The organism is Streptomyces sp. NPDC042336 (assembly GCF_055581985.1).
The window spans coordinates 985690-1006232 of the sequence record NZ_JBVJEA010000001.1; the positions used below are offsets into that span (position 1 = coordinate 985690).

The 20543-nt window shown below is 73.0% G+C and carries 23 protein-coding genes; 7 read left to right on the forward strand and 16 right to left on the reverse strand.

The features are described from left to right. Positions 1-127 precede the first annotated feature (127 nt). A complete protein-coding gene (locus tag ACZ6IM_RS04560; protein WP_469554191.1) occupies positions 128-604 on the reverse strand; it encodes a MarR family transcriptional regulator in 477 nt (158 codons plus the stop codon). 117 nt (positions 605-721) lie between these two features. Here ACZ6IM_RS04560 and ACZ6IM_RS04565 point away from each other — a divergent pair, with 117 nt between their 5' ends. Next, a complete protein-coding gene (locus tag ACZ6IM_RS04565; protein ID WP_469554193.1) occupies positions 722-1594 on the forward strand; it encodes an alpha/beta fold hydrolase in 873 nt (290 codons plus the stop codon). A gap of 3 nt (positions 1595-1597) precedes the next feature. On the opposite strand, the gene ACZ6IM_RS04570 is transcribed toward ACZ6IM_RS04565, so the two are convergent. Together ACZ6IM_RS04570 and ACZ6IM_RS04575 are read right to left on the reverse strand one after the other, a co-directional pair. Further along, positions 1598-2266, reverse strand: coding sequence for a hypothetical protein (locus tag ACZ6IM_RS04570; RefSeq protein WP_469554195.1), 669 nt, complete (start codon positions 2264-2266; stop codon positions 1598-1600). A gap of 117 nt (positions 2267-2383) precedes the next feature. Then, complete coding sequence (locus tag ACZ6IM_RS04575) at positions 2384-2743, reverse strand: arsenate reductase family protein (RefSeq protein WP_052839912.1); 360 nt, start codon at positions 2741-2743, stop codon at positions 2384-2386. 175 nt (positions 2744-2918) lie between these two features. On the opposite strand from ACZ6IM_RS04575, the gene ACZ6IM_RS04580 reads away from it, so the two are divergent. Then, a complete protein-coding gene (locus tag ACZ6IM_RS04580; protein WP_052840238.1) occupies positions 2919-3233 on the forward strand; it encodes a hypothetical protein in 315 nt (104 codons plus the stop codon). 118 nt (positions 3234-3351) lie between these two features. On the opposite strand, the gene pspAB is transcribed toward ACZ6IM_RS04580, so the two are convergent. From pspAB to ACZ6IM_RS04595, 3 genes are all read right to left on the reverse strand, one after another. Beyond that, complete coding sequence (pspAB, locus tag ACZ6IM_RS04585; protein ID WP_469554197.1) at positions 3352-3930, reverse strand: PspA-associated protein PspAB; 579 nt, start codon at positions 3928-3930, stop codon at positions 3352-3354. 9 nt (positions 3931-3939) lie between these two features. Further along, entirely contained in the window at positions 3940-4854 is a 915-nt protein-coding gene (htpX, locus tag ACZ6IM_RS04590) for a zinc metalloprotease HtpX (protein WP_052840237.1), read from the reverse strand. Positions 4855-4934: 80 nt separating this feature from the next. Further along, positions 4935-5306 carry a winged helix-turn-helix transcriptional regulator gene (locus ACZ6IM_RS04595; protein WP_052839910.1) on the reverse strand — a complete coding sequence of 124 codons (372 nt, stop codon included), beginning with the start codon at positions 5304-5306 and terminating at the stop codon, positions 4935-4937. Between the two features lie 93 nt (positions 5307-5399). Between ACZ6IM_RS04595 and ACZ6IM_RS04600 the strand changes: the two genes are divergently transcribed. After that, the gene (locus ACZ6IM_RS04600; protein ID WP_469554200.1) at positions 5400-6239 is read left to right on the forward strand and encodes an SDR family oxidoreductase; all 840 of its coding nucleotides are present in this window, start codon (positions 5400-5402) and stop codon (positions 6237-6239) included. A gap of 39 nt (positions 6240-6278) precedes the next feature. Here ACZ6IM_RS04600 and ACZ6IM_RS04605 read toward each other — a convergent pair whose 3' ends face one another. After that, positions 6279-6539, reverse strand: a complete 261-nt coding sequence (locus ACZ6IM_RS04605) for an SCO2583/SCO2584 N-terminal domain-containing protein (RefSeq protein WP_171987129.1) — start codon at positions 6537-6539, stop codon at positions 6279-6281. A gap of 171 nt (positions 6540-6710) precedes the next feature. Continuing rightward, positions 6711-8120 carry a type I glutamate--ammonia ligase gene (glnA, locus tag ACZ6IM_RS04610; protein WP_052839907.1) on the reverse strand — a complete coding sequence of 470 codons (1410 nt, stop codon included), beginning with the start codon at positions 8118-8120 and terminating at the stop codon, positions 6711-6713. 220 nt (positions 8121-8340) lie between these two features. On the opposite strand from glnA, the gene ACZ6IM_RS04615 reads away from it, so the two are divergent. Then, positions 8341-8808 carry an RDD family protein gene (locus ACZ6IM_RS04615; RefSeq protein WP_052839906.1) on the forward strand — a complete coding sequence of 156 codons (468 nt, stop codon included), beginning with the start codon at positions 8341-8343 and terminating at the stop codon, positions 8806-8808. 106 nt (positions 8809-8914) lie between these two features. Here the strand turns inward: ACZ6IM_RS04615 and ACZ6IM_RS04620 are convergent, their stop codons facing one another. The 4 genes from ACZ6IM_RS04620 to lipB form a co-directional block, all read right to left on the reverse strand. After that, a complete protein-coding gene (locus tag ACZ6IM_RS04620; protein ID WP_030189212.1) occupies positions 8915-9619 on the reverse strand; it encodes a DUF4191 domain-containing protein in 705 nt (234 codons plus the stop codon). A gap of 90 nt (positions 9620-9709) precedes the next feature. Next, positions 9710-9925 carry an SCO2195 family GlnR-regulated protein gene (locus ACZ6IM_RS04625; protein WP_052839905.1) on the reverse strand — a complete coding sequence of 72 codons (216 nt, stop codon included), beginning with the start codon at positions 9923-9925 and terminating at the stop codon, positions 9710-9712. A 244-nt stretch (positions 9926-10169) separates the two neighbouring features. Next, on the reverse strand, positions 10170-11123 hold the full coding sequence (gene lipA, locus ACZ6IM_RS04630) for a lipoyl synthase (protein ID WP_469554204.1): 954 nt from the start codon (positions 11121-11123) through the stop codon (positions 10170-10172). A gap of 174 nt (positions 11124-11297) precedes the next feature. Further along, positions 11298-12095, reverse strand: a complete 798-nt coding sequence (gene lipB, locus ACZ6IM_RS04635; protein ID WP_052839903.1) for a lipoyl(octanoyl) transferase LipB — start codon at positions 12093-12095, stop codon at positions 11298-11300. 234 nt (positions 12096-12329) lie between these two features. On the opposite strand from lipB, the gene ACZ6IM_RS04640 reads away from it, so the two are divergent. Then, entirely contained in the window at positions 12330-13793 is a 1464-nt protein-coding gene (locus ACZ6IM_RS04640) for a hypothetical protein (protein WP_052839902.1), read from the forward strand. A gap of 29 nt (positions 13794-13822) precedes the next feature. Here the strand turns inward: ACZ6IM_RS04640 and ACZ6IM_RS04645 are convergent, their stop codons facing one another. Further along, entirely contained in the window at positions 13823-15226 is a 1404-nt protein-coding gene (locus tag ACZ6IM_RS04645; RefSeq protein WP_052839901.1) for an NAD(P)/FAD-dependent oxidoreductase, read from the reverse strand. 260 nt (positions 15227-15486) lie between these two features. Then, complete coding sequence (locus ACZ6IM_RS04650; protein ID WP_469554260.1) at positions 15487-16419, reverse strand: TIGR01777 family oxidoreductase; 933 nt, start codon at positions 16417-16419, stop codon at positions 15487-15489. Positions 16420-16580: 161 nt separating this feature from the next. On the opposite strand from ACZ6IM_RS04650, the gene ACZ6IM_RS04655 reads away from it, so the two are divergent. After that, positions 16581-17105: a GNAT family N-acetyltransferase gene (locus ACZ6IM_RS04655; RefSeq protein ID WP_052840235.1), complete on the forward strand. Its 525-nt coding sequence runs from the start codon at positions 16581-16583 to the stop codon at positions 17103-17105. Here the strand turns inward: ACZ6IM_RS04655 and ACZ6IM_RS04660 are convergent. Beyond that, complete coding sequence (locus ACZ6IM_RS04660) at positions 17095-18279, reverse strand: MarP family serine protease (protein ID WP_052839900.1); 1185 nt, start codon at positions 18277-18279, stop codon at positions 17095-17097. The two genes, ACZ6IM_RS04655 and ACZ6IM_RS04660, sit on opposite strands and share 11 nt — an antisense overlap. A gap of 108 nt (positions 18280-18387) precedes the next feature. Here ACZ6IM_RS04660 and ACZ6IM_RS04665 point away from each other — a divergent pair, with 108 nt between their 5' ends. Then, positions 18388-19311: a peptidoglycan recognition protein family protein gene (locus tag ACZ6IM_RS04665; protein WP_052839899.1), complete on the forward strand. Its 924-nt coding sequence runs from the start codon at positions 18388-18390 to the stop codon at positions 19309-19311. A gap of 24 nt (positions 19312-19335) precedes the next feature. Here ACZ6IM_RS04665 and ACZ6IM_RS04670 read toward each other — a convergent pair whose 3' ends face one another. Beyond that, positions 19336-19857 carry a DUF4240 domain-containing protein gene (locus ACZ6IM_RS04670; RefSeq protein WP_469554262.1) on the reverse strand — a complete coding sequence of 174 codons (522 nt, stop codon included), beginning with the start codon at positions 19855-19857 and terminating at the stop codon, positions 19336-19338. Positions 19858-20543: the final 686 nt, after the last annotated feature.

Here is a 20543-nt window from a genome sequence, read left to right on the forward strand (position 1 = left end):
TCCTTCGGGGTGGGTCTCGGCGCACGTGCGGGTGCGGCGGCGCGGGGGCGGCAGGGGTGCCGCGTCTACTGCGGTGCAGCGTGCCAACGGGCGATTTCCCGACCGTTGCCCGTATGTGAACCCCGTGTTACCCGGGGTCGTTGTGGTGCGGCTCACGCCCCTCGTCCCCGGACGCCTCCCGTACGCCGGTCAAGAAGCCCCTGATCGCCGCCAGTTCCCGCTCGTCGTACCCGCGCAGCAGGTCCACCGCCCGCCCGATCAGCGGTCCGAAGTGGGACCAGCCCAGCGCCACGGCCCGTTCGTCCACCTCGACGGTGACCCTGCGCCGGTCCCGTCCGTCGCGCACCCGGCGCACGTGGCCGGCCCGCTCCAGCCGGTCGACCAGCGCCGTCGTCCCCGCGGAGTTCAGCCCCAGCGCGGCACCCAGGCGTCCGGCGGTCATCGCCTCGCCCGACCGCGCGGCGTCCATGAGCGCGATGAGCGCACGCACGTCGGTGGGGTGCATGCCGTTGCGCTGGGCGAACCGGGCGCTGTGCGCGCCCAGTTCGACGGCGACCGCGCGCAGGAGGTGGACGAGCTCCATCTCCGGTCCCTGCTCGGACATGGGGGCGCTCCCTTCGGCCCCTTCGGGCGATCGCCTCGCTCGACAAGTATCTCGTTGAGCGAGATAATACCGGGAAAGCAGGGAACAGGGGAACGAACGATGCAGGGGGGACCGCTCATGAGCGCTCGCGGCGCGTACGACGCAGGCCGTTTCCGGGACGCCTACGACAAGGTCATGGCCAAGTGGCCCGCCGGGACCGAGGCGGTGACCGTGCCCACCCCCTTCGGCGAGACGCACGTCAACGTGACCGGCCCGGCCGGCGGCCGTCCCCTCGTCCTGCTGCCGGGCGGCGGCGCGGCGACCTCCGCGTCCTGGTTCGAGCAGGCCGCCGAGCTGTCCCGTACCCACCGCGTCCATGCCGTCGACCTGATCGGCGCCCCCGGCCGCAGCACACCGGCCGGCGACCGCCACCCCCGTACGGTCGCCGACCTCACCGGCTGGCTGGACGCCCTCCTCGACGGCCTCGGCATCGAGGAGACAGACCTCGGCGGCCACTCCTACGGCGCCTGGATCGCCCTGCACCACACCCTGCACGCACCCGGCCGGGTACGCCGCCTGTTCCTCCTGGACCCGACCCAGTGCTTCGCCGGGTTCAAGGCGGCCTACCTGCTGCACGCGCTGCCGATGCTGCTGCGGCCCACGCCCCGCCGGGTGCGTGCCTTCCTGGACTGGGAGACCGGCGAGATCCCCCTCGACGCCGACTGGCTCGCCCTCCAGGAGGCCGCCGTCGGCTTCCCCGAGCGCAAGCCGGTCACCGGACCGCGCCCGGCCCCGGAGGCACTGCGCGCCCTGGAGGTGCCGGTCCTGCTGCTCCTGGCCGGGAGCAGCAGGACGCACGACCCCGCCGAGGTGGCGGACCGGGCGCGGACCCTGCTGCCGCTTGTGGAGACGGACATCCTGCCGGGCGTGTCCCACCACGCGCTGCCGCAGTCCGCGCCGTCCGGCCTGGGCCGCCGCCTCGGCGACTTCCTGGCCGCGCCGGGGGACTGAGCCTCAGCCGACCTTCTCGATCAGCGCCCGCCGGATCAGGAACCTGCCTTCCTCGCGGACCTGCTCGAACGCCGCGTCGTTGAGCAGCGCACAGCTTCCCGAGACCGAGTTCACCTCCACGGTCGTGGACTTGCCGTTGTCGAGGTTGGTCACCCTGAGCCTGGTGCCCACCGGGAACTGGTTGCTGGAGGCGGCGGGCGCGCCGGCCTCGCCGGAGAGGGTGACGGTGGAACCGGCACAGACCTGCTCGCCGGCCTGCGCGGCGTCCTGGCCGCTGCCCTGGCCCGCCTCCTGCCCGGTCTGGGGCGGCTGCGCGGTCTGGGGCGGCTGCGCGGCCTGGGAGTCCTGAGCCGACTCCCCGACCGCGCACCCGGAGGCCGCCTGCTTGCGCTCGATCTCCGCGACGACTGCCTCGCGGTTCTCGATCCGGGCCTGCGACTGCGCGTCGGGAGCGGCCCGCTGGCCCTCGATGAACCGCTGGTTGTTGCCGAGCGCGGTGGCCAGGCCCTGGCAGACGCCCGAGTCCTGGGCGGCCTTCGTCCGCGCGTCCTGGGTGGTCTGCGCGGCGTTCGAGGCGTTCGCCATGACGAAGGCGCTGCCACCGGCCATCGTGGCGGCGCCGACCAGCAGGGCGATCTTCTTCTTCGTACCGAGAGTTCTCCTGCGCGACATCCGCGCCTCCTGAAGAGGTAGGGGAGCGTACGCCGCTACGTACGAGATACCGAACGGAGTTGCTCACGGTCGCGCCGATGCGCGCACGTAACCTGCGTCACACCGTCGGGCCCCGGACTACCGGGACAGGGCGTCGCGGACCGCCTCGTCGGTGCGGCCCACCACGGCCGTTCCGTCGTCCGCCGTGATGATGGGGCGCTGGATCAGCTTGGGGTGTTCGGCGAGCGCGGTGATCCAGCGCTCGCGTGACGCCTCGTCACGGGGCCAGTCCTTCAGGCCCAGTTCCTTGGCGGCCGCCTCCTGGGTGCGGGTGATGTCCCACGGTTCGAGTCCGAGCCGGGTGAGCACCTCGCGGATCTCGTCCGCGCTCGGTACGTCCTCCAGGTAGCGGCGGACGGTGTAGTCGGCCCCTTCGGCGTCGAGCAGGCTGATCGCGCTGCGGCACTTCGAGCAGGCCGGGTTGATCCAGATCTCCATGCCGCACACGGTAGCCGGAGGGGTCCGGAAACCCGTTCACCACGTGGGTCACAGCGACCCCGAAAGCCCTTGTGGGCAGGGACTTTTGTCAGTGGTGGGCGGTAAAATAGAAGCAGTGTTCGAGGGTGTCGCCGGGAAGTCCGGACGGCGCCCCGACCGCGTCAGGAGGATGCCCGTGCCCGCTGCCGCACTGAAGCCGAAGCCGTTGCCCACCCAGTCCACCGCCAAGCGGCCCGTCCTGCTCGACCTGCCGTACGCACCCGTGGAGAAGCGCCCGCTGCCGGCGGGCCGCCCCCGCGAGTGGTACGTGACGCACAACCGCCGGCTCAAGGCGATGCGCCTCGCCATCGCCCTGCTCGACTCCGGCGTCTACCTGCCCGACCAGGCGCGCAACGAGAGGATACGGAGCGCCGCGCTGGCGATCGGGGTTCATCCGCCGTCGGACACGACGTGCCACATGGTGCGGGCGTTGATGCGGTACTCGCGGTGAGCGGGGCGCCGGGTGCCGTGTCTTCTCCGGTGCCCGGCGTTCGCGTTGCCGTCCCCGGGGCTGCGCCCCCAGACCCCCGCCGCGGCCCGGGCGGCCTCGTCCTGAGGTGCCGGACGGGTCAGAGGCCGGGCGCTCCCCACACGGGGAACCAGCGGCCCAGGTCGCCCTCCACCGGCAGCTCGTCGGCGAGCGCCGCACGTATCCGCAGCTCCAGGGCGTTGTCCCGCTGCTGCCGTTGGCCGGGCAGGGGCGCGAAGGGGTAGAACGTACCTCGCTTGTAGAGGTAGACGAGGGCGAGCCGCCGCCCGTCGTCGGCCGCGAAACCGGCCAGGGAACACAGCAGCCGTGGGCCGAACCCGGCGCCCTCCAAGGTGCTGTTCACCGCGTGCAGGTCGTTCACCAGGAGCGGCAGCTCCCCCGGGGAGCGGTGCGAGACGAGCCAGGAGTAGCCGTAGGAGTCGTGGGTCAGCTCCACCGGCGTGCGGCCCGCGTCTGCGTCCAGCAGGGCGCGGATCTCGCGGTGCGTGCGCTCGAAGGCGGCGCCCTCGACGGTCGCGAAGCACACCGCCCCCTGCCCGGTCGGCTGGAACCCGGCGGCGGCCTCCAAGCCCACCGCCGCCGAGGGCAGGGCGAAGAGCCGGTCGAGATCCGGGCCCACGGCCCTGGACCGGCCGAGCAGGATGTCCAGCAGTCCCATGCCCGCGCCTCAGGCCCTGCCGGGGGTCGTCGCCTCACCCAGCTCGGCGGAGATCCGGCCCAGTTGGCCGAGCCGCTGCTCCAGGCTGGGATGGGTGGCGAAGAACCGGCCGAGGCCGGGGTCGCTGCCGAAGGCCGGGGTGAAGTAGAAGGCGTTGAAGGCCTGGGCGGTGCGCAGGTCCTTGGTCGGGATGCGGGCGATGTCGCCGGTGACCTTGGTGAGGGCGGCCGCCAGGGCCGAGGGGCGCCCGGTGAGCAGGGCCGCGGCCCGGTCGGCCGCCAGCTCCCGGTACCGGGACAGGGCCCGGATCAGCAGGAAGCTGAGCGCGTACACGGCCGCCGAGACGCCCATCACGACCGCCAGGACCGCCATCGTGTTCTGGTCCCGGCGCCCGCCGAACAGCTGGGAGTAGAAGGCGAACCGCACGATCAGCCCCGCGATCACGCCGAGGAACGACGCCACCGTGATCACCGCGACGTCCTTGTGCGCCACGTGCGACAGCTCGTGCGCCAGCACGCCCTCCAGCTCCGCGGGCTCCAGCCGCCGCAGCAGCCCGGTGGTGACACAGACCACCGCGTTGTCCGGGTTGCGGCCGGTGGCGAAGGCGTTGGGCATCTCCATCTCCGACACCGCGACCACCGGCTTCGGCATGTCGGCCATCGCCGCCAGCCGGTCCACCACCCCGTGCAGCTCCGGATACTCGTCCCGCTCCACGATCCGGCCGCGCATCGCGAACAGCGCGATCCGGTCGGAGAACCAGTACTGCGCCGCGAACACCAGCGCCACGATCACCACGACCAGGACCCAGGACTTCAGCAGCGCGATCAGCGCGGCGACGAACCCCACGTACAACAGGCCGAGCAGGAACAGGGTGATCCCCATGCGCACGGTCAGTCGCCGGTCACTCCGGAAGCGGCTCCGCATCTCCACCACCTCACAGTCGGGCACTCGTCCCGCTGTCCAGTGTGCACCCGTCGCCCCGGAGGCCAGGGGTGCCGGCACCCCTAGGGCGGGCCGAGCGGCGACAGCCGGCGGGTGATCCGGTCGAACAGGTCCGTCAGCGGCTCCCCGATGTCCCGGCCGAACTCGGTCAGGCCGTACGTGACCTGCGGCGGCGTCGTCGGCTCGACCTTCCGCCAGACCAGGCCGTCGGCGACCAGTGTGCGCAGGGTCTGGGCCAGCATCTTCTCGCTGATGCCCTGGATGCTCTCGCGCAGCTCGTAGAACCGGAGGTCGTTGCGCCGCAGGGAGATAAGCACCCAGATGCCCCACCTGCTGGTGACGTGGTCGACCACGTCGCGCGCCAGGCAGTCGGTGTGAAACACGTCATACCGCTCGCCGGTCCCGGCCCGTCTGCGCTGCACGCCTTCCGTCATGTCATGAGCTTACCTTCAGGTATGCCCTTACCGAAAGTTAGTTCACGCTCCTAGCGTGAAGGCCCACAGAGGACATCCGAGAAGGAGCTGGACATGATCGTGGTGACTGGGGCTACCGGGAACATCGGGCGGCCGCTGACGCGGGCGCTGGCCGAGGCGGGCGAGCAGGTGACGGCGGTGTCACGGCACCCGGCGGCGGTGCCGGACGGCGTCCGCCACATGGTGGCCGACCTCGCCGAACCGGCCGGGCTGCGCCCCGCGCTGGCCGGGGCGAAGTCGCTGTTCCTGCTGCTCTCCGGCGATCTGCACGCCCGCGGGGCCGAGCCCGCCGACCTCATCGGCGAAGCCGCGGACAGCGGGGTCCGCCGCATCGTCCTGCTCTCCACGCTCGGCGTGGTGACCAGGCCCTTCGGGGCGACGCGGATCGCGATGCGCGCGCTGGAGGACACGCTGCGAGCATCCGGACTGGAATGGGCCCTCCTGCGGCCCGGCGGCTTCGCCTCCAACGCACTGTGGTGGGCCGAGTCCGTCCGCGCCCGACGGGTCGTCGCCGCGCCCTTCGGCGACACCGGAGTGCCGGTCGTCGACCCCGCGGACATCGCCGCGGTGGCCGCGGCCTGTCTGCTGGAGGACCGGCACACCGGCGGCGCGTACGAGCTGACCGGCCCGGAGGTGATCACTCCGCGCGGGCAGACGGAGGCCATCGCCGCCGCGCTGGGCGCGCCCGTGGCGTTCCACGAGCTGACCCGCGACGAGGCCAGGGCCGTCATGGCGCGGAGCATGCCGGCCGAGCTCGCCGACGACACCCTGGACATCCTCGGCAACCCGAGCCCGGCCGAACTGCGCGTCAGCCCGGACGTCGAGCGCGTCCTCGGCCGCGCCCCGCGCCCCTTCGCCGACTGGGCCGCCCGCAACGTCGACGCCTTCCGCTGAGACCGGCGCCACCGGCGCCACCGGCAGGCCCTGTCAGGTCTAGTAGGGCGCCCGGAAGTTGATGTAGCCGAGCAGCACGATCACCGCGGCCACACAGCCGAGCACCACGGCGGTGGACACCCACGACGACCGGCGCCCCGAGCCCACGTGATCGGGGTCGGCGCGGAACGGGACCGGGCCGGGAGGGTTCTCCTTCCAGCGCGCGGCGAGCATCCGGGCCCGCGCCGAGGGCTCCTTGTGCTCGGCGCCCTCCGCCCACCTCAGGTCGTACTCGCGCTCCTCGTCGTCGCGCTCCGGCATCTCCGGCACTCTCCCCGTCCCCCTGACTCGAACAACCGTGTCAGTGGACATGATCCCGGTCCGTCCGCACCCTGTGAAGGGTTTTCGGCCACGCACGACGGCGCCCCCGCCCCCGTGGGAACGGGGACGGGGGCGCCGGTCAGCCGGTCAACGGGCCGGTCGACGAGTCGATCACACGTCGAAGTACATCTCGAACTCGTGCGGGTGCGGGCGGAGCTGCAGCGGCGCGATCTCGTTGGCGCGCTTGAAGTCGATCCACGTCTCGATCAGGTCCGGCGTGAAGACGTCGCCCTGGAGCAGGAACTCGTGGTCCGACTCGAGGCGGTCGAGGACCGCGCCGAGGGAGGTCGGGACCTGGGCCACGTTGGCGTGCTCCTCGGGAGCCAGCTCGTAGAGGTCCTTGTCGATCGGCTCGGCCGGCTCGATCTTGTTCTTGATGCCGTCCAGGCCCGCCAGCAGCAGCGCCGAGAAGGCCAGGTACGGGTTGCCGGAGGCGTCCGGGGCGCGGAACTCGACGCGCTTGGCCTTCGGGTTCGAGCCCGTGATCGGGATCCGCATCGCGGCCGAGCGGTTGCGCTGCGAGTACACCAGGTTCACCGGCGCCTCGAAGCCCGGCACCAGGCGGTGGTACGAGTTCACCGTCGGGTTGGTGAAGGCCAGCAGCGACGGGGCGTGCTTGAGGATGCCGCCGATGTAGTACCGGGCGGTGTCCGACAGACCGGCGTAGCCCTGCTCGTCGTAGAAGAGCGGCTCGCCGCCCGACCACAGCGACTGGTGGACGTGCATGCCCGAGCCGTTGTCACCGAAGATCGGCTTCGGCATGAAGGTCGCCGTCTTGCCGTTCTTCCAGGCCACGTTCTTCACGATGTACTTGAAGAGCTGGAGGTCGTCCGCGGCCGCGAGCAGCGTGTTGAACTTGTAGTTGATCTCCGCCTGGCCGGCGGTGCCCACCTCGTGGTGCTGGCGCTCGACCTTCAGGCCGGACCGCTCCAGCTCCAGGGAGATCTCGGCGCGCAGGTCGGCGAAGTGGTCGACCGGCGGGACCGGGAAGTAGCCGCCCTTGTAGCGGACCTTGTAACCGCGGTTGTCCTCCAGAGCACCGGTGTTCCAGGCGCCGGCCTCGGAGTCGATGTGGTAGAAGGACTCGTTCGCGCTGGTGGCGAAGCGGACGGAGTCGAAGACGTAGAACTCGGCCTCGGGACCGAAGAACGCCGTGTCGGCGATGCCCGTGGAGGCCAGGTACGCCTCGGCCTTCTTCGCCACGTTCCGCGGGTCGCGGGAGTACTGCTCGCCCGTGATCGGGTCGTGGATGAAGAAGTTGATGTTGAGCGTCTTGTCCCGGCGGAACGGGTCGACGCGCGCGGTCGACAGGTCGGGGCGCAGGGCCATGTCCGACTCGTGGATGGCCTGGAAGCCGCGGATCGACGATCCGTCGAAGGCCTGCTCGGCGTCGGGGTCGAACGCCTCGGCGGGCAACGTGAAGTGCTGCATGACGCCCGGCAGGTCGCAGAACCGGACATCGACGAACTTGACGTCCTCGTCCGCGATGAACTTCTTGACGTCGTCGGCGTTCTGGAACATCCAGCTCCTCCTACTCCCGACCGTCCCGCCGGGCTGGTAGATCGTTCGTGCGGCCAGTGCGGGTGGCACACGCTTCGTCGACCCTAGGGACGGGTGATTTCTCGGGCGTGACCCATTTGTTTCACAGAAGTTAACCGGCTCCCTCCCCAGCCTAGGCCGGATGGAGGGCCCGCACACCCCGCCGTTCCCGGTACGTATACGGGCGCAGTACCGTGTTCGGGTGGACAACAGGCAAGCAATCGGATCGTGGCTCTCCGGTCCCCGCGCGGCCGTGGAAGAGGCCGGCGCCGATCTCGGACACCGCGGCGAGCAGCTCGGTCTGCCCGAGGAGGGACCGGGCTCGATCGCCCGCCCGGGCAGGCGGCTCGGCGCGCTGGCCGTCGACTGGGCCCTGTGCTCCCTGATCGCATACGGGCTGATCACGGGCAGCTACGGACAGACGGCGAGCAACTGGGCGCTGCTGATCTTCTTCGTGCTGAGCGTGCTGACCGTCGGCACGGTCGGCTTCACCCCCGGCAAGCGCCTGCTGGGCCTGCGGGTCGTGGACCTCGCCACCGGCCGCCCCAGCCCGCTGCGCGCCCTGCTCCGCTCGGTCCTGCTGTGCCTCGCCCTCCCGGCGCTGATCTGGGACCGCGACGGCCGGGGCCTGCACGACCGGCTGGCACGCACCGTGGAAGTCCGGATCTGACCCACGCACCACGACGCGGGCCGGAGGGCCGGTACGGCGATGGGGGGCCGCCCGAGTGATCGGGCGGCCCCCCATCGCCGTACCGGCGTCTCGGAGTCCTGCGGGGTCAGCGCTGCCTGGGGTTGCCGCCGCGGGGCATCCGCATGCCCTTGGGCATCGGGCCCTTGGGCAACGGCATGTTGCTCATCAGGTCGCCCAGGGCGCGCAGCCGGTCGTTGGTCACGGTGACCTGCGGGCCGCTCAGGACGCGGGGGAGCTTGAGCATGGTCGTGCGGAGCTTCTTCAGCTCGACCTGACCCTCGCCGGTGCCCACGAGCAGGTCGTGCACGGGGACGTCGGCGACGATGCGGTTCATCTTCTTCTTCTCGGCCGCGAGCAGGGACTTCACCCGGTTCGGGTTGCCCTCGGCGACCAGCACGATGCCGGCCTTGCCGACCGCGCGGTGCACCACGTCCTGGTTGCGGTTCATCGCCACCGCGGGGGTCGTCGTCCAGCCCCGGCCGATGTTGTCCAGTACGGCCGCCGCCGCGCCCGGCTGTCCCTCCATCTGCCCGAAGGCCGCCCGCTCGGCCCGGCGCCCGAAGACGATCGCCGTCGCGAGGAAGGCGAGCAGCAGGCCCAGGATGCCGAGATAGATGGGGTGACCGATCAAGAAACCGATCGCGAGGAGGACACCGAAGACGACGATGCCGACACCCGCGAGCACAAGACCGATCTTCTTGTCGGCCTTGCGGGTCATCTTGTAGGTCAGAGCGATCTGCTTCAGTCGCCCGGGATTCGCAGCGTCCGCTGCAGGTTCCTTCCTCGCCATGGCACGAAGTCTACGTGCCCCCGAAAGCGCCGACGACGCCAGTGCCCGGCAGCGCCCGGCCGTGCCCGTCGGGGGAGGGGCGGGACGTGGTCAGGGGCGGCCGACGACGGACTGCCGCAGCGCGCGCTCCGTCTCGATCCGGTCCTTGGCGCGGCGGCGGTCCTCCAGGACGGAGTTCCAGGCGTTGCGCCGGGCGGTGCGCTGGCCGCCGCTCATCAGCAGCGACTCGACGGCCCGCAGGGCGGTGGTGAACGACGGGATGGCGGTGGCGCGGACGGCGGTGGGGCGAACGGGTGCGGCCTGCATGGTGGAGGTCCCCCCTCGGTACGGCTCCGGGTACGGAGACGGGTGTACGTGATGGTGTACGTGCTGTGATTCCAGGGTCACTGATTGGTGTTACCAGGGCGTGACCCGCCGGTCAAACGGACATGAAGCCGCGTTGCCGGCTCCTGGAACGGGCTCGCGGCCCCGACCGGTGTCCTCATCAGCGAGGACGGTCGGGGCCGCGGCGTATCGGCCATTACTGGCCAGTAGGGACTTGTGCGGGAATTCACACGGTGGCGGACCGGCGCTGCTCCATGGCCATTCCGTAGAGCCGTCCGGCCCGGTACGACGAGCGGACCAGCGGGCCCGACATCACGCCGGAGAAACCGATCTGCTCGGCCTCCTCCTTCAGCTCCACGAACTCCTGCGGCTTGACCCAGCGCTCCACGGGGTGGTGGCGCACGGACGGACGCAGGTACTGCGTGATGGTGATCAGCTCGCAGCCGGCCTCGTGCAGCTGCTTCAGCGCCTCGCTGATCTCCTCGCGGGTCTCGCCCATGCCGAGGATCAGGTTCGACTTGGTGACCAGGCCGTAGTCGCGGGCCTCGGTGATGACCTTCAGGGAACGCTCGTAGCGGAAGCCGGGGCGGATGCGCTTGAAGATCCGCGGGACGGTCTCGACGTTGTGCGCGAAGACCTCGGGGCGGGAGTCGAAGACCTCACGGAGCAGCTCCGGCACCGCGTTGAAGTCGGGGGCCAGCAGCTCGACCTTGGTGCGGCCGGCCTCGCGGCCGGCGGTCTGCTGGTGGATCTGGCGCACCGTCTCCGCGTACAGCCACGCGCCGCCGTCCGGGAGGTCGTCGCGGGCGACGCCGGTGATGGTGGCGTAGTTCAGGTCCATGGTGACCACGGACTCGCCGACGCGGCGCGGCTCGTCGCGGTCGAGCGCCTCGGGCTTGCCCGTGTCGATCTGGCAGAAGTCACAGCGCCGGGTGCACTGGTCGCCGCCGATGAGGAAGGTCGCCTCGCGGTCCTCCCAGCACTCGTAGATGTTGGGACAGCCGGCTTCCTGGCAGACCGTGTGCAGGCCCTCGCTCTTCACGAGGTTCTGCATCTTCGTGTACTCGGGGCCCATTTTCGCCCGGGTCTTGATCCACTCGGGCTTGCGCTCGATGGGGGTCTGGCTGTTGCGGACCTCCAGGCGCAGCATCTTGCGTCCGTCGGGTGCGACTGCGGACACGACCGGCTCCCTAGCGTTTGATTCTTCGGCGTTCTTAAGCGTACGCCCGTTGATTTGAATGCCCGGCGAGGGTGCTGGCCGCTGGGGGCTGCCGCCCCCAGGCCCCCGCTCCGGCCCTGGACGGACCTGGTCCTCAAACGCCGGACGGGCTGGGTTTATGCCCCGTTGCTGGATTCAGGCCGGTGTCTTCTCGATGACCCTCGGCTTGAGTTCCGCGTTCTCCAGGACGTCCCGGAGGTGGCGCTCGACCACCGGGAGGACCTCCTCGATGGTCACGTCGCGGCCGAGTTCGCCCGCCAGGGAGGCGACGCCCGCGTCCCGGATGCCGCAGGGGATGATCTTGTCGAACCACTTGTTGTCGGGGTTCACGTTGAACGAGAAGCCGTGCATCGTGACGCCCTTGGCGACCCGGATGCCGATCGCGGCGATCTTGCGGTCCTCGCGGCGCTGGCCGGCGTTGGACGGGGCGTAGTCGGGGCCGTTGAGCCGGGGGTCGAACTCCTCGTCCGTCAGACGCGGATCGAAGTCCAGGGACAGGCCGCCGAGCTTCGGGCGCTGCTCGACCGGGTCGCCGAGGACCCAGACGCCGCTGCGGCCCTCGACCCGGGTGGTCTGGAGACCGAACTCCGCGCAGGTGCGGATCAGGGCCTCCTCCAGGCGGCGCACGTGGGCCACCACGTCGACCGGACGCGGGAGCTTCTGGATGGGGTAGCCCACCAGCTGGCCCGGGCCGTGCCAGGTGATCTTGCCGCCGCGGTCCACGTCGATCACCGGCGTGCCGTCCAGGGGACGCTCGCTGTCCTCGGTGCGCCGGCCGGCGGTGTAGACCGGCGGGTGTTCGAGGAGCAGCACGGTGTCGGGGACCTCGTCGGCGAACCGCGCGGCGTGCACCCGGCGCTGTTCGTCCCACGCCTCCCGGTACTCGACGCGTTCGGCACCGAAGCCCATCCGGACGAAGCGCAGCTCACTCACGGCACGTGCCTCCCTGCAAGGTCGTAAGGCACGAAGCGTGCCCCCGCCACTGTACGACCGCCCGCTCGTCGTCAGCCGGGCGGGCAATCCTCACACGATCGGATGAATGCTGGGCGAATTGTGCGATCGGGTGCTTACTCTCCGCTACATTCACGCCGTTCACGAGGCCATAAGGGCTGCTCACAGGCGCTCCGGGCATTCGAACGCCCGGAAGGCAGGAGACCGCACCGCACCATGACGGAACGACCCGCGCAGCGCACCCCCAACCGCCAGCTCGCCGCGCTCATCGCCGAAGCGGGGTTCTCGAACGCGGGTCTCGCGCGTCGCGTCGACCAGCTCGGACTCGAACACGGCCTGGACCTGAGATACGACAAGACGTCCGTCACCCGGTGGCTGCGCGGCCAGCAGCCCCGCGGCACCACCCCGGCCCTGATCGCCGAGGTCTTCACCCGGCGCCTGGGCCGCCGCCTGACCGCCCAGGACCTGGGCCTGGACGCCTGCGCGCCCGTCTACGCGGGCCTGGAGTTCGCCGGGAGCCCGGAAGAGGCGGTCGACATCGTCGCCGGGCTGTGGCGCAAGGACTCCGGCAGCCACGCCGAGCTGCGGAAGATCGCCTTCACCCCGGCCGGGCTCGTCGTGCCCAGCCGCGACTGGCTGATCGGCCGCGCCGACGAGAAGGTGGCCCGCACCGAGGTGCCCGTCCGCATCCCCGCGCAGGGCCGCCCCTCGGCCCCCCGGCTCGCCGTTCCGCTCGACCCGTCCAGGCGCCGGGCCCCCGCCGAGCGCGGCCCCGGCCAGAAGGTCAGCGGCGGCGACCTCGCCGCGCTGCGCTCGGTCGGCGAGCTGTTCCGCAGCCTCGACGACCGGTACGGCGGGGGCCACGCCCGCCAGGCCCTCGTGCGCTACCTGGAGCACGAAGTGGAGCCGATGCTCCGCGGCACCTACGGCGAGCAGACCGGCCGGCGCCTCTTCGCGGCCGCCGCCGACCTCACCCGGCTCGCGGGCTGGACCTCGTACGACATCGCCGCGCACGGCCTCGCCCAGCGGTACTTCGTGCAGGCGCTGCGGCTGTCGCAGGCCGCGGCGGACCGGGCGTACGGCTCGTACGTGCTGGTCACCATGAGCCGGCAGGCCGTCTACCTGGGCCACGGGCGGGAGGCCGTGCAGCTCGCGCGGGTGGCGCAGCAGGGCGTGGGGACCTCCGCGCCGCCGGTGGTGCAGACCCTGCTGCACGCCGCCGAGGCGCGGGCGCACGGCGTCCTCGGGGAGGTGCGGGCGTGCACGGCGGCGCTGGTGCGGGCCGAGCGCGCGATGGAAGCCGCCCGGCCCGGCGACGAGGTGCCGCACTGGGCGCGCTTCTTCGACGAGGCGCAGCTCGCCGACGAGTTCGGGCACTGCCACCGCGACCTCCAGCAGTTCCGCGCCGCCGCCCAGCACGCGGAACGCTCACTCCAACTGCGCGCCCCCGTCTACGCCCGCAGCAGGCTGTTCTGCCGGGTCGTGCTCGCCACCGCCCGGCTCGGCCTCGGCGAGCTCGACCAGGCCTGCCAGCTGGCCGCCGAGGCGGCGGGGCAGGCGGCCGAGATGCGCTCGGTGCGGGCCGCGGAGTACGTCCGCGACTTCGAACGCCGCCTGGAGCCCTACCGGGACGCCGCCCCGGTGCGGGGGTACCGGGACAAGGTGGCCGCCCTGGGGTGAGCTGCCCGGGCCGCCCGGGCGGCCCGGTGCTAAGCCGCTCGGGTCGACGCCGGGGCCTCCGCCGTGTGCATCGGCCGGCTCGCGCCCAGGTCGGCCAGGATCGCCGCCGAGGCCCGGTGGCCCGAGTGCAGGGCGCCCTGGGCGGTGCTGGTGTCACGGTGGTCGCCGCACACGTACAGCCCGGCCAGCAGCCGTACCGGCCTGCGCGGGTCGTGCGGCGGGCGCATCGCGGGCACCGCCTCGGGGGTGTGGTGCACGGCGAGCGTCTCCCAGCGGGTGGTCGAGGTGCCGTAGAGCCGGGACAGGTGGATGCGTACGGCGGTGTCGAGGCCGGCCCGGGGAGGGCCGAGGACCGTCGACGAGACGAGGGTGCGTCCGGCGGGTGCGCGGGACGGGTCCACCTGGCTGACCTGCGCCGTGTGGGCGACCGGGCCGCCCCGGTCGGCGTCAAGCAGCAGGGCCGCGCCGGTGGTCGTCGGCTCGTCGGTCGTGTGGTGGACCACCGTCACCGGGTGGAAGTCCGGCACCCGCAGCCCCGGCAGCAGTTCGGCCGCCGCGCGGGCGTCGGTCGCCACCAGGACGGCCCGGCAGCGGATGACACCGTGCTCCGCGGTGGTCACGGCGTTGGTCGCGACCGAGGTGACGCGGACCCCGGTGTGCACGGTGCCCGGCGGCAGCGGCCGCGCCATGTGCTCCGGCAGGGCTTCGGCGCCGCCCTCCGGCAGCGCGAGCCGCCCACCGGCGAAGGCGCGCAGCGCGAGGTCCGCGCACCGGCTGGACGTGGTGAGGTCCGGGTCGTACAGCAGGGCGGCGAGCAGCGGGCGCAGGAAGCCGTCGATCGTGCGGGCCGGCAGTCCCCGGGCCGCCAGCGCCCGGGCGGCGGGCAGCTCCGGCCGGGCCAGCAGACGTTCGGCCGGCGTGTGCGCGAGCCGGGCCAGCGCGGCGCCGAGCCGGGCCTGGTCCACGGCGGTGCCGAGCGGGGCGCCGGCGCGGGTGCGGGGCGCGGCGACGGGCCCGCCGGACGCGCTGGGCGGGTTGATCGCGCGCCGGGGCGCGGGCATCGAGCGGGGGGCGCTCGCCAGGGCGCGCACCGCATGGAGTGCGCCCCGTGCGCTTCGTCCGCCCGCCGGGGCGCCCGCGCGATGGTGACGGCCCTCGCTGTGCAGCAGGACCCCGGGGGCGAAGGGCAGCAGCGCGAGACCGTCGAGCCCGGGGGTGCTGCGCAGTTCGGGATAGGCCGTGGACAGCAGCTGTCCGATTCTGTCGAGCCGGAAACCGTCGACCTTCTCGGTGGCCATCCGGCCGCCCACCGTGTGGGCGGCCTCCAGGACCGTGGTCGTCACTCCTGCGCTGGTCAGCCGTTGCGCCGCGGCGAGTCCGGCGATCCCGGCCCCCACGACGACGACGTCCGCCTGGTACGCGGGCTCAAGCACGTGCCCCTCCTCGAGGTTGCGCGGCCGCTGGAGACGTGATGCCCCCAACAGGCTTGAGGAATACCCGAGTTCGAGACGAGGTTAGGGCCCGGACCGGTCAACGGGAATCGTGCGGGGGCAGCACACGGTCGCACAGTGGTCGCATACGGGTGGGACACGGTCGCCAGGAGGTCGCGATGCGGGCGCCATGTGGTCGCGATGTCGTCGTGAAGCGACCGGCACGCGGTGGGTACGCGGTCGGTACACGTCGCCGGGCGCGGCTACAGGGCCGCCCGGATCGCCCCGTCGATCTCCGGGAACGCGAAGCGGAAGCCCGACTCCAGGAGGCGGGCCGGCAGGACCCGGGCGCTGCCGAGGACGTCGCCCGCCATCTCGCCGAGCGCCGCCCGCAGGACCGGCGCGGGCACCGCGAACGGCGCCGGGCGGTGCAGCACCCGGCCCATGGCCACCGTCACCTCACGGTTCGTCACCGGCCGCGGGGCGGTCAGGTTGAAGGGGCCGGACAGGTCGTCCCGGTCCATGAGGTGCCGGATCGCCGCCACCTCGTCGTGCAGCGCGATGAACGACCAGTACTGCGAGCCGTCGCCCAGCCGTCCGCCGAGCCCCGCCCGGAAGAGCGGGAAGAGCCGGCCCCAGGCGCCGCCCCCGCGCGCGACGACCAGTCCGGTGCGCGTGAACACCGTCCGCACGCCCGCCTCCCGGGCGGGGGCCGCCGCGGCCTCCCACTCCACGCACAGACCCGGCAGGAAGCCCTCCCCGGCGGGTGCGCTCTCGTCCACGGGCCGGTCGCCGGTCTCCCCGTAGTAGCCCATCGCACTGCCGTTCACGAAGACGCGCGGCGGCCGCTCCATCGCGGCGACGGCCTCCGCCAGCGCCGTCGTGCCGTGCACCCGGCTGCTGCGGATGCGGGTCTTGTACGCGTCGGTCCAGCGGCGGTCGCCCACCCCGGCCCCGGCCAGATTGACCACGGCGTCGCAGCCCTCCAGCCCGGCCGCGTCCACCCGCCCGTTCTCCGGGTCCCAGCGGACCTCGTCCGCGCCCTGCGGTGCGCGCCGCACCAGACGCACCACCCGGTGCCCGTCCGCCGTCAGGGACCGGGCCAGCGCGGCGCCGATCAGACCGGACGCACCGGCCACCGCGATGCGGGAACGACCCCTGTCGGGGTGTCCGCCGTCCATGTGCCGGCCGTCCATGTGTCCGCGCTCCATGTGCCCGTCGTCCATGTGTCCGCCCGCCATGTGCCCGTCGTCCATGTGCCCACCGCCCACGTGCCCGTCCTCCATGGGCCCATCCTGCCGGGTGGCCAGGAGAAATCGACGGAACGGCCCCGGCACCGCGTCGTACAGTGATCGTCATGCCAGCCCCGCACATACGCCGCGCCAGGCCCGAGGACGAGCACCCGCTGCGCCGGATCGACCACGAGACCTGGTCCTACCTGCACGCCGTCTCGCCCCCGCCGGCACCGGACGACCCCTTCTTCCGCGACACCTGCGGGCCCGACGCCCACCTGGTCGCCGAACTCGACGGCGCCGTCGTCGGCTATGTCCGCCTCGGTTTCCCCACCCCGTTGGCCTCCAACACCCACGTCCGCCAGATCCGCGGCCTCGCCGTCGCCGGCGCGGCCCGCGGCCACGGCGTGGGGCGGGCACTGGTCCGGGCCGCCGTCGAGGAGGCCCGGCAGGAGGGCTTCCGCCGCATCACCCTGCGGGTCCTCGGTCACAACACGGCAGCGCGGAAGCTCTACGAGTCGGAGGGCTTCGTCGTCGAGGGCGTGCAGCCCGAGGAGTTCCACCTCGACGGCCGGTACGTCGACGACGTGCTGATGGGACAGATGCTGACCGGCCCGGACCGCCCGGCCGGGGACGCGCTCACGACGTGACCGGCTCGCCCGTGTCCACCGCCCGCGTGGCGTCCGCCGCGGCGCGGGCGTCGGGAGCCACCTCGGCCGCCGTCAGCACGTAGCCGGTCTCGGCGTCGGAGGTGGAACGGGCGAACACCACGCCGTACACCCGCCCGTCGGTGGTCAGCAGCGGTCCGCCCGAGTTGCCGGGGCGGACCGTGGAACGGATCGAGTAGATCTCCCGGGTCACGTTCTCGTCGTTGTAGATGTTCTGGCCGGTGGCGCGGACCCGGTTGGCCACCGTCGCCGCCCGCAGGTCCAGGTCGCCGTTCTGCGGGTAGCCCGCCACCACCGCGGAGTCGCCGCGCGAGGCGTCCTCGTCGAACCGCAGCACCGGTGCCCTCAGGCCGGGCACGTACAGCACGGCCACGTCCTTGTCCGGGTCGAACAGCACCACCCGCGCTTCGTGCGCCGGGCCCACCCCGCCGACCCGCACACCGGGGTCGTCGATGCCGGCCACCACGTGGGCGTTGGTCATCACGTGCTCCGGCGCGTACACGAAGCCGCTGCCCTCCCGGCCCTGGGTGCCGGTCACCCCCTCCACCTTCACCGTGCTGAGCTTGGCCGCGCGGGTGGCCGCCGGCGTGACGCTGTCGCCGGTCGGCTCGGCGACCTCGGCGGCCGACTCGTTCTCGAACGGGTTGAAGACCTGCGGGAACCCGGCCTCGGCCAGCGCGGACGTCGCCCCCGAGAACCACGCCGGGGTGGTGTCCGGCATCACCCGCTGCACCGCGCCCAGCAGCGTCGAGTCCCGGATCGCCGAGGTGAGCAGCGAGGACGAGGAGGCCGCGAGCACGCTCGCCGCCACCCACGCCACGATCAGCGCCGCCGCCGAGTTCGCGACCGCCCCGCCGACCTCGTCGGCCACCCGGAGCGGACCGGCGTCCAGCTCCCGGCGCAGCCGCAGCGCGAGACGCCCCGCCAGCTCGTGACCCACCATCGCCGGGAGCAGCACCGTGACCACCGCGACCACCGTCGCCTCGGTCGAGCCCCGCGCCACCAGGTCCGTCGCCCACGGCAGGACCCACACGCCGAGCACCGCACCGCCCACGAAGCCGGCCAGCGACACACAGCCGGCCACCAGCCCGCGCCGGTAGCCGGAGGCCGCGTAGACCAGCACCACCAGTGCCAGCACGATGTCGAGCAGGTCCACGCGAACCGCCTTTCTACCGGACCCCGGGACCCTCAGTACGCGCCGTACCGGGCCGATGATCAGCCTGAGGCGCACGGGGGTCCGAAAACCGGCCACCCGTGCGAGCGAATGTGTGCGGTCACCCCTGAAACGCCGCGCACCGGGACGATGGTTCCACCGGGTGGCACACCCCACATCGCGGACAGGGCGGATCGGCCGGACAGTAGGACCATGCGAGTCTTCCGAGGACCGCGCCGGGCCCGGGAGCGACGGCCCGCCCGCATACCCGGCGCCGCCCGCATGCCGGCCGCGGCCCGGGCGCTGCTCGGCGCCCTGCCCGGGCTGGCCGCCGTCGCCGCGCTCTTCCTGTGCGCGAACGGCGTGGAACGGGCGGCCGACGCCGACGCCGACGCCGCCCCGGCCGCCGCCACCGACCGGTACGCCGCGCCCCGGCCCGACATCGTGCCCCGGTCGGTCTGGCTGGGCGACGCAGCCCGTGCCCAGCCCGCCCCCCGCTACGACGACAAGGTGATCGCCGTCTTCGTCCACCACACGGACACGCCGAACGGCTACGACTGCGCAGACGTGCCGGCCATACTCCGCGGGGTGTACCAGGGCCAGACCGGCGCCCGGGACTGGGACGACATCGGCTACAACTTCGTCGTCGACCGCTGCGGCACCGTCTACGAGGGCCGCGCCGGGGGCATCGACCGCCCCGTCACCGGCGCCCACACCCAGGGCTTCAACCACCGCACCACCGGGATCGCCGCCCTCGGCACCTACACCGCCGGGGTGCCCGTGCCCCGCGAGCTGACCGACGCGATCGCCGCCGTGGCCGCCTGGAAACTGGGCGAGACCGGCACCGACCCGCGCGCGAAGGTCGCCCTGGTCTCCAGCAACGGCCTCAGCCGGTTCGCCGCGGGCGCCACCGCCACACTGCCCGCCGTGGCGGGCCACGACGACGGCTACGCCACGAGCTGCCCGGGCGCCGCGCTCAGCGCCCGCCTCGGCGACATCAGGGACACGGCGGCCCGCCTCCAGGGCCGGGTCTGACCCCGGCGGGGCGGGCGGGGTGCCTCACTCCGGTCCGAACCTCGCCCACAGACGGGGCAGGCGCTCGGCGAGGGCCCGGTCGTCCTCCAGGTCGATCGGGGTGCCCAGCGGTTCGGCGGGCGCGGGCGCGATGCCCAGGTCCGGGGCGACGGTGCCGGTGAGCTGCTCGTAGGCCTCGTCGGCGGCGTAACCCAGCTCCTCGCCGTCGCCGTCCAGCTCCTCGTCGAAGTCGTCCAGCAGCTCGGCGAGCGAGTCGGGCTCGTGCACCGCGCCCTCGTACACCTCGCGGCCCTGGCCGATCAGCCAGCACCGGAAGTAGTCGAAGGCATCGTCGCTGGCCCCGCCGAGCAGCAGCCACGCGGCACCCCACAGGTCCCAGGTGCAGGCGCGGTTGTAACGGGCCTCGAAGTGGCGGGCGAAGTCGAGCACCAGGTCCGGGTCCATGTCGAGGAGCCGCTCCACCAGCAGGTCGGCCTGGTCCTCGGGATCGCCGTCGGCGCCCTGCCGGGCGGCGTCGATCAGCTCCCAGAACTCCGTCTCGTCCATCACGGGTCCAGCATCGGCCCTGGGCGGGGGCCGCGCACGCGGAGTGCGGCGGATCGTTATCTACGGGGTGCCTGCGGCGCCTGTGCGGGGTGGAGAGCGCGGCCCGGCGCTTACGGGGTGCCGCTGCGCCCACTCTCCCCATCGCCCCAGCAGCACGACTGCCCGCAGCTAAGCGGCATGGCGACGGCCCGCAGCGAGGGCGAGGACCACGGCCCGCAGCGAGGGCGACGGACGACGGCCCGCAGCCGGGGCGGCGTGGCGACGCGGCGGGAGAGCCGCGTACGGCGGGCCGGGGCAGCGCGGCGTCGGCGGGCCGCAGCCGCGTACGGCGAGAAGGGGTCGTGTCGGGGGGTGTCCGCCCGCAGCGGTTGGCGCGTCCGCGCCGGGGGAGATCTGTGGCCGACCGATTCCGCGCCGTTCCGAGGACGGACACCCCCCGGCGCGGCCCCGACCCACCCACAACGCACCGCGCACCGCGCACCCCCACCGAACCCGCACAGGCGCCGCAGGCCCCCCCACCGAACCGGCGCCGCAGGCACCCCCAACCCGAACCCGCACCGCACGGCCGCCGCAGGCACCCCCCACCGAACCCGCACAGGCGCCGCAGGCACCCCGCACCCCCACCAACCCGCACAGGCGCCGCAGGCACCCCGCACCCCCACCGAACCCGCACAGGCGCCGCAGGC

Bases quoted from the DNA above. Each gene is read 5' to 3' on its own strand.
- pspAB (WP_469554197.1), bottom strand. From the start codon at position 3,930: ATGGGACTGCTGGACATCCTGCTCGGCCGGTCCAGGGCCGTGGGCCCG.
- ACZ6IM_RS04570 (WP_469554195.1), bottom strand. From the start codon at position 2,266: ATGTCGCGCAGGAGAACTCTCGGTACGAAGAAGAAGATCGCCCTGCTG.
- ACZ6IM_RS04655 (WP_052840235.1), top strand. From the start codon at position 16,581: ATGCCAGCCCCGCACATACGCCGCGCCAGGCCCGAGGACGAGCACCCG.
- htpX (WP_052840237.1), bottom strand. From the start codon at position 4,854: ATGCGGAGCCGCTTCCGGAGTGACCGGCGACTGACCGTGCGCATGGGG.
- ACZ6IM_RS04565 (WP_469554193.1), top strand. From the start codon at position 722: ATGAGCGCTCGCGGCGCGTACGACGCAGGCCGTTTCCGGGACGCCTAC.
- ACZ6IM_RS04605 (WP_171987129.1), bottom strand. From the start codon at position 6,539: ATGCCGGAGCGCGACGACGAGGAGCGCGAGTACGACCTGAGGTGGGCG.
- ACZ6IM_RS04600 (WP_469554200.1), top strand. From the start codon at position 5,400: ATGATCGTGGTGACTGGGGCTACCGGGAACATCGGGCGGCCGCTGACG.
- ACZ6IM_RS04620 (WP_030189212.1), bottom strand. From the start codon at position 9,619: ATGGCGAGGAAGGAACCTGCAGCGGACGCTGCGAATCCCGGGCGACTG.
- ACZ6IM_RS04670 (WP_469554262.1), bottom strand. From the start codon at position 19,857: ATGGACGAGACGGAGTTCTGGGAGCTGATCGACGCCGCCCGGCAGGGC.
- ACZ6IM_RS04560 (WP_469554191.1), bottom strand. From the start codon at position 604: ATGTCCGAGCAGGGACCGGAGATGGAGCTCGTCCACCTCCTGCGCGCG.
- ACZ6IM_RS04625 (WP_052839905.1), bottom strand. From the start codon at position 9,925: ATGCAGGCCGCACCCGTTCGCCCCACCGCCGTCCGCGCCACCGCCATC.
- ACZ6IM_RS04640 (WP_052839902.1), top strand. From the start codon at position 12,330: ATGACGGAACGACCCGCGCAGCGCACCCCCAACCGCCAGCTCGCCGCG.
- ACZ6IM_RS04650 (WP_469554260.1), bottom strand. From the start codon at position 16,419: ATGGACGGCCGGCACATGGACGGCGGACACCCCGACAGGGGTCGTTCC.
- ACZ6IM_RS04595 (WP_052839910.1), bottom strand. From the start codon at position 5,306: ATGACGGAAGGCGTGCAGCGCAGACGGGCCGGGACCGGCGAGCGGTAT.
- glnA (WP_052839907.1), bottom strand. From the start codon at position 8,120: ATGTTCCAGAACGCCGACGACGTCAAGAAGTTCATCGCGGACGAGGAC.
- ACZ6IM_RS04665 (WP_052839899.1), top strand. From the start codon at position 18,388: ATGTGTGCGGTCACCCCTGAAACGCCGCGCACCGGGACGATGGTTCCA.
- ACZ6IM_RS04575 (WP_052839912.1), bottom strand. From the start codon at position 2,743: ATGGAGATCTGGATCAACCCGGCCTGCTCGAAGTGCCGCAGCGCGATC.